The sequence below is a fragment of the Bacillus sp. RB3 genome, assembly GCF_030164735.1.
In the GTDB taxonomy this organism is placed as follows: domain Bacteria; phylum Bacillota; class Bacilli; order Bacillales; family Bacillaceae_G; genus Bacillus_A; species Bacillus_A cereus.
The window spans coordinates 1-11,439 of sequence record NZ_JASNGE010000061.1; the positions used below are offsets into that span (position 1 = coordinate 1).

Sequence of the window (11,439 nt, forward strand, 5' to 3'; positions counted from 1 at the left end):
TTTCAAGCGAGTTTCAACATGATATTTCTACAGAGAACATAAAATCTCAATTACAACAATCTTGTAAAAAGCAGACTATGAATGATATACCGTTATACTCTGATATAACTGAAGATGAACTTGCATTCATAAACAAAAACAAACCCAATAATGTAATAATTAAAGATGAATGGATTCGATATTATCCTAAACACGAAATTGGTTCACAGGTAATTGGGTATGTAGAAAATGACCTTAATTCAAAGCATATGGCTGTTGGAAAAAGCGGGATTGAGCTGCAATATGAAAATGATTTAAAAGGAAAATCAGGCAAAACTCTTATTTTTAAATTGAATAATAAAAAGTTCTTATGGAACATTCAAAACGTACAAAAAGGAAAAGATGTGTGGCTAGCTTTAGACTCTAAGTTGCAGAAAAAGGCAGAAGAAGCATTAAGATCTCAAATAAAGAATACACCTGATGCTAAAGCTGGTTATGTTGTAGTAACCGATGTAAAAACTGGCGCAATTTTAACTATGGCCAACTCGGCACTTTTTAATCCAAATACATTACATACACATGTATCATCTAAAAATGAAAACATTAAATCACTTTCGCAAAATAAAGCAATTCAAAAATTAAAATATGGTGAATCTTATGTAAATATGGCCTCTACTATAAAACCACTTACTATTTTAATTGGATTAAAGGAAAAGCTTTTTCAACCTGAAGATACTTATTTAGATAAGGGTACCTTTCAGTATGATAATCAAAATAACATTACGAATGGACCTGGAACGCCAACAGGTGAGATTACACCAAGGCAGGCTATCATTAATTCATCTAACACATTTATGACAGCAAAAGTAGCTCTGCCCTTATTCAACCAAAATAATGGGAATATAAAAAAAGTGGCACATATATGGACAGATTATTTAATGCAATTCGGCCTACGTTCTAAAACCGGGATTGATTTACCCTTTGAAGAAGACGGACAATATGAATTGCATCCATCTAATAAATTTGAAAATGGGATTTCTGCTTTATTAAATGCTTCTTGGGGAGGAAATGAAGTGCATACTCCTCTTCAACTCGCTCAATATGCAGCAACTTTGGCAAGTAAAGGTGATAAATATAAACCTCAAATCGTAAGTGCTATTATTGGTCATGACGGTAAGGAAACAAAAAAGTTTAAACCCATTTTAGAAAGTTCAAATCGTTATCCTATAGAATTTTGGAGTGTCGTACAAGGTGGCATGAGTCAAAATATAGAGGAGATTAAAAACTTGCCCTTTGATGTCGCAGGTAAAACGGGTAGTACAGGTTCTCCGAATGAGCAAGAAAGAATGATAAATCATTCTCTTTTCATTTCATATGCTCCTACGAAAGATCCACAAATCGCCATTTCTGTCGTTATTCCTGGTAGTAATTCAGAAAAAAACATCGCCGCTCTCGTTACAGCAGAAGTTTTAGAGTTCTGGCATACACTTCAAAAAGAGAATAAAAACAAAGAGGAAGGTTCATAAAAGTGAACCTTCCTCTTTTACCATATAGAATCTATATTTATTATTTTCCATATACCTTCATTATTCTTTTCGAACATAAATGAATATTTAATATCAGTTAAAACGTACTTTTTTTGTACATATCCAGTAATATCACCGTTAATAGTCGATATTTTTATATATCTATCATTTTGCACTTTTTCCGGGATCCAAACTTTTACCATTTCATTAGATACTTCATATAAAACTTTTGATTCTCGTTTTGGTTCAGCTAAAATTTTCGTTTTGTTTCCAGTAACAGTTGCATATATATAGTGTTCTTGCTTTGATTGATTACTTTCTGTCATTCCACTTGGCACTTTGTAAACTTTCTTCTTATCATTTACAAATTCTCCCCCCATTGCAAGGGCGACTTGCAACTCATGAAAAATATCTTCATCAAACTTCAATTCATCCTTCTTATAACTCTTCCCTTTAAATAGAACTTCATCATTTAACGCTTTATACAGGTCATTTTCATTTTTTGAATTTGTGCTTTGATATAAATCATTCATAAATTGTTTTAATGATGGATCTTGAGCAGATTCATCTTTTGTTTTCGACTTAATTTGAGTACTACTTTGTACCGGTGATTTATTATCATCCGGCCAAGGTTGTTGAACAATAAAAAATAACATTGTACAAACCAACACAACTACAACAGACAATACTTTTTTACGAAATGGTCTCTTATTTGTTACAGAATCCACTTCACTATTTTGATATATCGATTGCTTTATTTTATAAATAAATTCTTCTTCATCTTTCCGATGCTCCATTGGGCCTTTTTTCAATTTACTATACCAGTCAGGATTTTTTTTACTGTTCATCACTACTACCCTCCCCTATTAGTTTTGAAACTTTACTTCTTGCTCGGCTTAATCTAGATTTGACTGTTCCAATGGATACTCCTAATGTTTCAGCCATTTCTTCATATGATAATTCATATTTTGCGTCCAATATAATTATTTCACGGTGCTTTTTAGGTAGTTTTAATACAACCTTCCACACCTCATTCATCTCTTCTTGGTTAAAAAATTCTTGTTCTGCTGACAGGGATTGCTTATCGTCACTAAAAAATCCTATTAAAGATATCCTTTTAAAATAAGAGGATTTCAAATGGTTTATTGCCGTATTTCTTGTGATTTTTAATATCCACGTTTTAATAGATGACTCCTTTCGAAATGAATTCCAATTTTTAAACACCTTTATAAATACATCTTGCGTGATATCATCTGATAAATGTGGATCTTTCGTAATAATAAATGAATAATTCCATACATCTTGCCAATAGTCTTTTATAACATAGTCAAGCTCATCATGATTACACTTTTCAATAAACGTCTGTTCCATTTTCACACCTCAAACTTATTTGAATAAACATAAAAACCGCCCTCACTTTTATTATGGTTTCAATATATAGACAAGATACAAGTTTCATTTGTTCCCTTTTTTATTTTTTTATATTACCATTGTAATTAACGCCAATGGACAGTATAAAGTACACAATATGAGTAGATATAAAGACTAATTTAATTAAAGACAAGAATATCATTGAAATAAGCTGACGCGTTATGATTTTCATTCGTTCTCTTCCCCACTCACTTTTTCGAGATAAATGGTTTATGATTGCATAGAAAGATAAGAAAAAAGACGCTATCATTTCTCATACCATGATTATGCGTTGGTTTCATCAGTATGGACCTAAATTGGACAAACGAATTCGTCATCACCTGCAGCAAACCAATAATTCTTGGAAAGTTGATGAAACATATATAAAAGTTAAAGGACAATGGCTGTACCTGTACCGTGCTGTTGATTCGAAAGGAAGCACAATCGATTTTTGTCTAAGCAAAACAAGAGACCAAAAGGCTGCAAAGCACTTTTTCAAGAAAGCTTTGCGGTCTTTTTATGTTTCAAAGCCACGTGTGATAACAATCGATAAGAATCCGGCTTATCCTATAGCAATTAAACAGTTAAAAAAAGAAAAAAGCATCCGCTACGAATGCTTTCTCTAAAAATATAACATAAGGTCTTCTTAACTGTTTTTGTAAATAATTTCGCCTTATAGGCAGAATCTCTTCCGCACCCCTAATAGTCTAAAATGTTTTTTATCAAACAATAATTTCGCCATTTGTTTGAATTATATACTTATACCAATGAAACAAATCTTTTTTGTATCGTTTAATTGATCCATTACTTTCATTATCACGATTCACATAAATCATTCCAATCAATTTTTTCATTTCTAATTCAGTCTGTGAGCGTACTTGGTAAGTATTAAATTTTTTATTATGACTAAAAAATCAGGTCCACTTATTTGTGTCCTTAAAAATAATCATCTTTGAAAAATCAATAAATGATTTTTTCAAAGATGATTATTACGTTCTAAACTTTTTCTACTCTTTTACTTTTCTTTAATATTTACAAATTCAACGGCTCCCTTACCCTCAGTACCTAAAGCCGTATTCAATTTATTTATTTCCTTTATTAATTCTGGTTCTTTCCCCTGATTGACTAAATTAAGATTCCCAAAAGATTTATTAAAAGATAGAAATTGTCTTGTTTTTTCTTTCCCATTTATTTCTTTAAATAAAGTATCATCTACAATTAATAAAATCACATTGGATCCACCACGGTATGGCGCTAGCCATACATCACCTTCGTATTGAGTTCTCACTTTTTTATCATCATATATTATTTCTTTTAAGTCCTTATATTCTTTATTTGCAAATAAGATAGTTTCACCTTTTTTTGATTTTGGTAATGAATCCACAGGATCTGAAGATATGTCCCCCTGATTATTATCTCTTTCAAGTATAAGCCCCTTTTTGACCATTTTTTCAGCAGTTGTTCTACTAATAAATAGTAAATTACTAGTAGCAGTATCCATAGAATCCCCAAATTTAGTCGGTAGCTTTATGTCAAGCTTATTATTATCTATAGTCCCTTCTTTTAATTGATATAAGTCTTGTGAGGTTGTTATATCTTTGTATGAGTCAATTATAGAATTTCTTGTTTGTTCATTTAACTGCTCTACCTCTATTGAAAGACCATTTGCTGGAGAGTCTTTTGTACCAAATAATGAACATGCTCCTAACATAGTAATCGAAATGCCAGCTACTATTAATAATCCAAGTCTTTTTTTCAATCTATATTCTCCTTCTTTTAATTATATTTGACTTAAAAAATCGTCTTATACATTTTTTTCAAGTACTGAGAACGAACAAAATAAAAGTATATAATTTGCAAAACTAAGAAACAAACCAATACTATAACGGAACTACCCAATACTGAAAAATTAGCTAACTTTTGCAAGGCCATAAAAGCTACGGTACTATGGGTAATTGCTATTACAATGGGTAAAAAGAATAGTAATGCCAGTTGACGTGACACAATTTTCTTTAATTCCGGTTTACTTAAACCAACTTTTGCTATCATTTTATACTGCTGCTGATTTCGTTCTAAGTCTGTGTATAATCGGAAATATAAAAAGCTTGCAGCAAACGTAAAGAAAACAATGCCTATTAATACACTCATGATAGATGCAAGTCCAAAACTTTGCTTCATCACTATCCATTCAAGAATTAAAGTCGAAAATGTATATTTTCCGTTGTCTACTATATCCTCAATTTTACTTGTATTATCTTTCTGAAAAGCAGCTAAAAGATTTTCCGCAACTTTTTTTGTTTTCTCCCAATCTTTCACAATAAAACCATTAATAGTGGTTTCAAAAAAGTGATTCTCTGGATCTGCTATCATTTGATTATATACAGCGTCTGGTACAATAATTATCGTTACCATTGTATCTTGTAATTCTTTCGGAGTAAGTATTTTATTTACATGCATATCTTTTTTCATATCTCTATACAACAATTGAAAGTTACTTTGATTCAATTTTGTATTAGCAACTTTTCTTGAAGGTATGACAAGGCTATCATTTTCATTTTTTAGACTTTCTTTTTTAAAACCAAATGCCTTAGCTAACTTATTATAATCACTTAATTTTATAACGGTTGATAATATATTATTGTTATAGAGAGTATCACGACTTTGTTTTGTTGAATAAGCTACTCGCTGAAATTTAAACCTACCATTATTGAGTTCGCTTTCTATTTTTTTTAGATGCTCTTTTTCTAAGGGATTATTATTATAAGACTTATAAGAAAATGCAAAGGGGCTATTCGATTCAGCCATAGATGAGTTACCTAATCCCATACAAGTCCCCACTGCTGTGAAGGCAACTGCAGATATAATAGTGACCATAAAAAACATTTTTGCATTATCTTTTAATTGATACACTAAATCTGAAATGGTGAGTATGTTTGTTTTCTTAAAGAAAATATTTTCCCTTTTCTTTAATGCACGTAACACATACACACTGAGCTGTGTAAATAAGAAGTACGTTCCAAGTACAACAAGGCTCACCCCTGTCGCCATCATGAATAATACATATTTCACATCCTTGTAATGAATTGCATTAACACTATGGAAAACAGCCGTATATCCTAATCCCATACAAATTAGTGCGAACAAAGATAGCCAAAGGGATGCTTTGGGTTCAGGTTTTGGCTTTTCTTCTGCTTTTATTAATTCCACTAATTGCTCTACATTTACTAGTCGAGAAGTGAAAAGTGAAATAAATAAAAATAATAAGAAGAAAGCTCCAAATGTTATTCCAATTGCTTTAAAAGGCATGTAAAATGGGAGTCCTTTATCAATCATTAGCAGATTGTTGCTCATAATTAAGATAAACTTAGAGAACGCCATTCCAATTGTAATTCCTGTTAAAATCGAAGCGATACCAATTATTATATTTTCAATAAATACTAATTTGTTCAATTGTGAACGTGACATCCCATGTAGCATTAGAATTCCAAAATCTTTTTTTCTTGTTTTTAAAAATGCACTTACAGAATATAGGATAAAGAAGAATGAGAAGAAAAATATTAACCCCTGCGATATCTGTAATCCTGACTTTGCAAATGTATTGATTGTTACACTGGCAGCAAGATCGCCTTGTAAATTAGGATGAAATGCAAGTAATGCATAAGTAAAGAAAATCATAATAGCAAACGTACTACTTAAAAAATGAGCCAAATATGTTCGTTTACTTCGAATGACGTTATTAAATGCGAATTGTCGAAAAGTCATTTGCATTTCCTCCTAATAATGCTAAAACCTCTAGAATTTTTTGATAGAATACTTTTCGATTATCTCCACAATAAATCTCATTGTATAACTGCCCATCTTTAATAAACACAATGCGATCACAATAACTTGCAGCCATTGCATCATGTGTCACTAACATCATCGTTGTGCTATTTTCTTTATTAAGCTTTGTCAATAATTCCATCACATCACTAGCAGATTTTGAATCCAGATTTCCTGTAGGCTCATCCGCAAGTAACAATTTCGGATTATGAATAGTGGCACGTGCGATTGCAGTTCTTTGTGCCTGCCCACCAGAAATTTCATACGTACGTTTATCTAATATTTCAGTTATCCCTAGTTTTTTAGCAATAGCTTCTACTTTTCCTTCCATTTCTCTAGGACTGAGACCATCAAGCGTAAGTGGAAGAACAATATTTTCTTTCACTGTCAATGTATTAAGGAGATTAAATGATTGAAAAACAAACCCTAATTCACGTCTTCGAAATAAAGACAGCTGATTTGGAGATAACAGATACGGATTTTCTCCATGAATTAATACTTCTCCTGATGTTGGAGCATCTATAGTAGACACCATATTTAATAGCGTTGTTTTACCACTCCCAGATGGTCCCATAATTCCTACAAATTCACCTTTGTTTATTTTTAAATCAATATGGGATAATGCTGTATAAGAAATTTTCCCTGGATAAACCTTCCCTAAATCTGAAACATGTAGTATCTCCACAAGTATTTCACCTTCCATTTCTCTTTTCGATACATGAAGTGTAACCTATATATAGTATGTCTCATATCGATTTCCCTAACAGTTATCTAACAAGTTTGTAAGATTCAAAAGAAAAACCGATGAAAAGTATATCTTTCATCGGTTAACGAGATGCATACGGGAATATGATTCTAACTTTTGTTCCCTTACCTACCTCAGATTCTAGCTCAATCTTATGATTTAATTTTTCACATACTTCTTTAACAAGATATAATCCCATTCCCGTAGACTCTTTATATTTCCTACCATTTTCTCCAGTATAAAATGGATTGAAAACACGCGGTAAATCAGCAGTAGGAATACCAACCCCATAATCTTTTACTTCCAAAATAATTGCTCGTCCTTTTGAACACGCCGATACTATTACTTTTTCTTTCTTACTTGATGAATATTTAATTGCATTTGACAGTACTTGATTGAGTATAAATCGAAACCATTTCTTATCTGTTTCTACAATAAGATTCGGATCTACTTTTACCTCTGGATATACATAACTACGTATAAATAGACGTTTATTTTCATGAATAGCAGAATCAATCATTTCCAATAACTGCAATCTGTCCACATGAAAATCCTGTTCAAATGTTTCTAAACGAGCAACATATAAGACCATTTCTAATCCTTTTTTGATTCTTTCCGTTTCTTCATTAATACTGTCAAATCGAGAGTCATCTGCATCTTGTGTAATTAACTCAATAACCGAAAGAGGTGTTTTCATTTGATGAACCCATTGATTCATAAAAGTCATTTGTTCTTGTTGTTTTCGTTCCCACTTTTTTAATTGGTTTTGATAATATTGATATTGAGTTTGTAGGACTTTATCTAAGGCCATCGATAATGGCGTCAAATCACTATCTTTTATTGACTCATTTAAAGCTTCCATTGGTGTTGATAGACGCTTGTAGAATGAACGGTGACTATAATAACGATATATTAGATAACCCATTAGTAAAAAAACACCCAAAAATACAGAATATAATGCTGTCAAAATATGTGGATAACCATCAAACCAATATATAAAAAGGATGATAAGCAATTGGGCAAATGTATAACAAATGAGTGGAATATGTTCTTTAAAAAATAATTTCATTATTCCTTTCCTTCCCTCTTCCAAGTAGCATGCAATCGATATCCAGCACCACGAACTGTCTCTAGTGCGTTTTCAACCCCTAAATCTTGCAACTTCCTTCTAATTCTACCTATATTTACACTCAATGTATTCTCGTCTATATATGAACTATCCCATAGTTGTTCTAAAATCACTTCACGTTTTACAAGGAGGGGAGACTTTGTTATCAATATTTCCAATAAAGTTGTTTCCTTTCTAGTAAGTAAAATTTTCTTGTCATTTAGTTGAAGTTCCATTCTTTCTGGGAACAGGAATAATCCTGATTGCTCAACTATTCGTTCTTTTACTTTAGGGGCATATTCACCGTATGCTCTTCTGAGTTGACTACGGATTTTTGACATTACAACTTCATAATAAAAAGGTTTCGTAATGTAGTCATCACCACCATTTTCTAAAGCCATAACTTGATCCATCTCTCCACTCCTTGCAGATAGAAATACAATTGGACAAGTAGAAATAGCTCGTATTTGGCGACACCAATAATAGCCGTCAAAATTAGGTAAATTTACATCTAGTAGCACTAGATCTGGTTTTATCTCTTGAAATATTTCTAAGATATTTTCAAAATCCTCTATAATAACACTTTGGTATCCATATTTTTTTATATGAGTTCCCAGTAATTCAGCAATTTTCATATCATCTTCCACAATCATGATTGTATTCATTTCGTACTCTCCTTTAATTTAGGTGTAATTTTTATAGTTCGTTTAGCGTTTTATGTTTTATTTATTTAAAAAAGATGATATCTTACATGCCTCCAAAAATGCAATGAGTATCCAATAAAGCGTATATTTGTTGTTACTTAATTAATAAATTCAATAGGGATTGTTTCTATCTTTTTTCTTTACTTAATTCGATTCTTTTTAAAATACACAAAAAGACCGTCACAGTTTTGTGACGGAAAAACGGGGAAATTTTAATAACTAATTACTATTTTCATTTATTTGTCGCTTTTAAAGCATCTAACACTATCTTGGTTGCTTCTGCAATAAGCTTATCATCGTATTTAGCATCCTCTTTATCATGATTAGAAAGTATCGCAAGAACAATTGGCTTTTTATTTGGTGGCCAAATAATTGCGATATCATTTCTGGTTCCATAAGATCCTGAGCCAGTCTTATCAGCTACTTCCCATCCTCCTGGAACTCCAGCACGAATTAAGTTGTCTCCCGTAGTGTTCCTTTTCATCCAATCTATTAATAAATCCCGTTTCTCAATTGAAAGTACATCTCCTAGTGCAAAAGCCTGAAGGCTAGTAGCTAATGCCTTTGGGGTACTAGTATCATGTACGTCTCCTGGATGCACTTCGTTTAATTCTGGTTCAAAACGTTCAGGATTCGTAACTGTATCTCCTATTTCTCTCAATGATTTTTTGAATTCACTAGGTCCACCTAATTGTTTAAGAATAAGATTTTGTGCAGTATTATCACTATACCTAAGGGAAGCATCTGCAAGCTCTTTTAGAGTCATACCTGTATCAACATACTTTTCTGTAATTGGATTGTAATTAACAAGATCTTCACGAGTATACAAAACTCTTTGATTTAGATCTTCTATTGATTTCTTTTGTAAAAGTACTCCCACTGCTAAAGCTTTGTGGGTAGATGCGTATGCAAACCGTTTATCTGATTGATACGGTAACGGTTTGATTCGTATCAGTGTCCAATGCATAAATACCGAGTTTAGCATCAAATTCTTTTTCAAGCTTAGCAAAAGAATCATTACCAGTAGTTTCTTGTTTGATTTGATTTGTTTGTTTCGTTTGTTTAGGTGATTCAGATTGAGTATTACCATCGGAACAGCCTATAAGCGTTGCACATGAAAGAAGTACTAAAGGTACCATCTTTTTGTAATGTAAAATGTTAAAAAACCTGTTTAAGACTATCATACATTTTCAACCTCTTTCAAGAATATATGGTTTTTCTAGGTGTTATACATATTGATACAATTAAAGAGGATATCGGATATCACTCTTCTTGCATCTCACTTTTTATAAAATGAGCGAACTATAATGAACACCTGTTTTATACGTATACTTAATAGACAACCTAAGTAATAAGTTTGTTCCATACATGTGAACTACCCGCCACTTAACGTCCTAACGGACTGTTTGAAGTGGGGGCTTCTCGGTTAGTCGTTACTTTTGGTAGCTAACGAATTCGTCCTAAGACAGCCGAGCTAACTCCCTTGTTCCAAGGGTTATTTTATTGCTATCTATGCTAACGCCAATAGGCGTATTGCTTCATTTTTGATATTGATAGCTGCGTTATAATCTCTATCGAGATTTACACCGCATATACAAGAATAGACTCGCTCAGACAATGACATATTTTTCACATTTCCACAACTGCTACATGTTTTTGTGGAAGGAAACCATTTGTCTATTTTCACAAGCTGTTTGCCTTGTTCATTTAGTTTATAAGCTAAGAAAGAGGTGAACATACCCCAAGCATTATCAGCGACGCTTTTTCCAAAATGAAGTGCTTGCGATATTCCCTTCATATTTAGGTCTTCAATAGCTACAACATCAAAATGAGTAGCTAACTCTTTAGACTTATGGTGAAGGAAGTTCTTACGTTGGTTTGCTACTTTTTCATGCAGCTTAGCTACACGGATACGTTGTTTATTCCAACGCCCTGAACCTTTTGTACGTCTTGATAATACTCGTTGAGCCTTTGCTAATCGGTCTAACATTTCACGATAGAACTTAGGATAATTGGCTCTCTCATCCTCAGAACTGACGTATAATTGATCCATCGCAAAGTCTAATCCAACAACTGTTTCTACTTCTTTTTGTACGATCTCTTTTTCGTATTCAGTCAAAATGGACACATAGTATTTACCAGTAG

9 protein-coding genes and 3 pseudogenes are annotated in these 11,439 nt (G+C 32.3%); 2 read left to right on the forward strand and 10 right to left on the reverse strand.

Annotated features, from left to right (window positions below):
* The coding region (locus QO049_RS29680; protein ID WP_284489774.1) for a peptidoglycan D,D-transpeptidase FtsI family protein at positions 1-1,505 on the forward strand (1,505 nt) is incomplete at its 5' end.
* 17 nt (positions 1,506-1,522) lie between these two features.
* On the opposite strand, the gene QO049_RS29685 is transcribed toward QO049_RS29680, so the two are convergent.
* Positions 1,523-2,353 carry an SH3 domain-containing protein gene (locus QO049_RS29685; RefSeq protein WP_284489775.1) on the reverse strand — a complete coding sequence of 277 codons (831 nt, stop codon included), beginning with the start codon at positions 2,351-2,353 and terminating at the stop codon, positions 1,523-1,525.
* Positions 2,343-2,876 carry an RNA polymerase sigma factor gene (locus tag QO049_RS29690; protein ID WP_065705742.1) on the reverse strand — a complete coding sequence of 178 codons (534 nt, stop codon included), beginning with the start codon at positions 2,874-2,876 and terminating at the stop codon, positions 2,343-2,345. Before QO049_RS29690 ends, QO049_RS29685 begins: the two co-directional genes overlap by 11 nt.
* 308 nt (positions 2,877-3,184) lie before the next feature.
* Between QO049_RS29690 and QO049_RS29695 the strand changes: the two are divergent.
* Positions 3,185-3,520, forward strand: a pseudogene (locus tag QO049_RS29695) (IS6 family transposase); the annotation flags it as partial.
* Positions 3,521-3,637: 117 nt separating this feature from the next.
* Here the strand turns inward: QO049_RS29695 and QO049_RS29700 are convergent.
* The 8 genes and pseudogenes from QO049_RS29700 to QO049_RS29735 all read right to left on the reverse strand — a co-directional run.
* Positions 3,638-3,787, reverse strand: a pseudogene (locus QO049_RS29700) (6-phospho-beta-glucosidase); the annotation flags it as partial.
* 143 nt (positions 3,788-3,930) lie between these two features.
* Positions 3,931-4,674 carry a lipoprotein BA_5634 family protein gene (locus QO049_RS29705; protein WP_284489776.1) on the reverse strand — a complete coding sequence of 248 codons (744 nt, stop codon included), beginning with the start codon at positions 4,672-4,674 and terminating at the stop codon, positions 3,931-3,933.
* 32 nt (positions 4,675-4,706) lie between these two features.
* A complete protein-coding gene (locus tag QO049_RS29710) occupies positions 4,707-6,677 on the reverse strand; it encodes an FtsX-like permease family protein (RefSeq protein ID WP_284489777.1) in 1,971 nt (656 codons plus the stop codon).
* Positions 6,652-7,422, reverse strand: coding sequence for an ABC transporter ATP-binding protein (locus tag QO049_RS29715; protein WP_087952358.1), 771 nt, complete (start codon positions 7,420-7,422; stop codon positions 6,652-6,654). Before QO049_RS29715 ends, QO049_RS29710 begins: the two co-directional genes overlap by 26 nt.
* Positions 7,423-7,564: 142 nt before the next feature.
* The gene (locus QO049_RS29720) at positions 7,565-8,551 is read right to left on the reverse strand and encodes a sensor histidine kinase (protein ID WP_284489778.1); all 987 of its coding nucleotides are present in this window, start codon (positions 8,549-8,551) and stop codon (positions 7,565-7,567) included.
* Positions 8,551-9,255: a response regulator transcription factor gene (locus QO049_RS29725; protein WP_246963647.1), complete on the reverse strand. Its 705-nt coding sequence runs from the start codon at positions 9,253-9,255 to the stop codon at positions 8,551-8,553. Before QO049_RS29725 ends, QO049_RS29720 begins: the two co-directional genes overlap by 1 nt.
* Positions 9,256-9,526: 271 nt before the next feature.
* Positions 9,527-10,478, reverse strand: a pseudogene (gene bla, locus QO049_RS29730) (class A beta-lactamase).
* 326 nt (positions 10,479-10,804) lie between these two features.
* A partial coding sequence (locus tag QO049_RS29735; protein WP_284489779.1) for an RNA-guided endonuclease InsQ/TnpB family protein occupies positions 10,805-11,439 on the reverse strand: 635 nt, incomplete at its 5' end.